Here is a 1,723-nt window from a genome sequence, read left to right as displayed (position 1 = left end):
CAATGTCAGTTAGTTAAGGATGGGTCTGGGCAGACCTAAACTTACAATTCCCTACAATCAGGAGAAGATGGGTGATATAAGCTGGGCATCAGATGCTGTTTTGCACATCCCAATAAAGACAGATTTTTTTCAGGGTATGACAAATAGACGGATAGACATCCGCCTCAAAATACTTTATACTATTAGTGTTGTGTTTGTCAGCTTTATGCAAAACGATAAGTAAAGCTGACCGGAACTCGGAACCTATGCTGGCGGGCATATTTCCGATCGGGCCTGATAGGGAGGGTATTCTTTTCTATCAGGCTTTCTATTTCTGGCGGGGATTCCCCATTGTGAAGGCGCAGGAAATAATGGCAGGCCTTGTATGCAGCGGAGTAATTCACCTGAAGCTGGTATTTCCTGCCTCTGCGGCTGATAACCACATGCCCTGTAATGATCGAACAGAAGTTATATAAAAGAAGCCGCGCCCATACTTCCATTTCAATGTACTCACGTTTCTTGGAATGAAAATTTACGGCTCCAATCACGTGCTTAAGTTCCCGGAAGGAGGTTTCAATCCCCCATCTGAGATGATAAAGGAACATCACCTCATCAACCGGAAATTCTTCAGACGGCAGATTTGTAATAATGTTCTCATAGTTATCCTCTGAGATTTGGAATCTGAGGACACGCAGGGTAATCGGATATTCCGTCTGCCTTTCCGGATCAATATAGTCAAAGGCAACGCTCTTACAGATAAACTTGTATTGATCTGCTAATTCCGGATGGAGACGTTTTTTCTTTGAATTCGACCGGGTAAGTATACGGTCGACCAGAATATCAAAGCTGTTCCGGCCTTCCGGAAGGTCGGGAGCAAGCAGGTGCTTCATCTTAATGTCAGTAGCCCGGATGATAAAATAGGATTGGTGTTCGACGGCATGGGCAAAGACGTTCAGGGAATGAAAGCCGCGGTCAGCAATAAATATGGGAGTGGTGCCGGGAACCAGCCGGTGCCTGTCAATCAATGTGGAAAGAGCCCGGAACTCGTTTTTCTTCCTGATTGGCTGGACCAGGCAGTCAGTGTACCTTTTGGAAAGAAGATCAAAAAGGGAAATCACATGAACCTGATTATAACCATTTGTGGTCTTGCCATCTGGAGCAAAATAAGAATCCGTGTCCTTAGGATTTCTGGTAAAAGTAAAAGAAGTTCCATCCGCAGCAAGAAGCTGGTACTTGTTTTTGTATAAAACGCCTGAATAGAGGCTGTTAAAGGAACGGAACAGATAAGGCAGGGTATGGTCTGCAAGTTTCGCCCTCTGTTGGAAGAAAGCGGAATTTGAAGCGGTATCTTTATCGTAAGAAAAGAATTTGAGCAGTTCGTCCTTTACAGTGCCGGTTTCCATCGAGATGATGAGATACAGCAAAGAAGGGAAATCCAGTTTTCTGTTTCTGGTGAAGTCAGTTTCAGGGTGTTTTGAAAAGTCCTCGGGATGGAGCGCCATTCCTGAAATAATTTCTAAGAGACTGTTTTTAACCTGTTTTGCAAATGACATATGAGACCTCCTTGTAGTCAGACAAAAGATATAGTTCTGATTACAGGGGCCGCTCTTGTTGCTGTCACACCAGCAACGAGAGCGGCCGCACATTTTGGGCTCTGTGTCAACCTTTGGAGGTGATTTTTTAAAAAATTTAGGTTAGACCCTTATTCAGGATTTAACCTTGTAACTTAACTAACTGACATTGG

Annotated in this window: 1 protein-coding gene; it reads right to left on the bottom strand. The window is 44.0% G+C overall.

The features are described 5' to 3' along the window. Window positions 1-203: 203 nt before the first annotated feature. A complete protein-coding gene (locus DWX43_RS26725) occupies window positions 204-1,532 on the bottom strand; it encodes an IS4 family transposase (protein WP_182440828.1) in 1,329 nt (442 codons plus the stop codon). Window positions 1,533-1,723 lie beyond the last annotated feature (191 nt).

The sequence above is a fragment of the Clostridium sp. AF19-22AC genome (genome assembly GCF_003479085.1).
In the GTDB taxonomy this organism is placed as follows: Bacteria; Bacillota; Clostridia; order Lachnospirales; family Lachnospiraceae; genus Faecalicatena_A; species Faecalicatena_A orotica.
The sequence above is the reverse complement of the archived record's forward strand: the minus strand, read 5'-3'. Positions and strand labels throughout refer to the sequence as shown.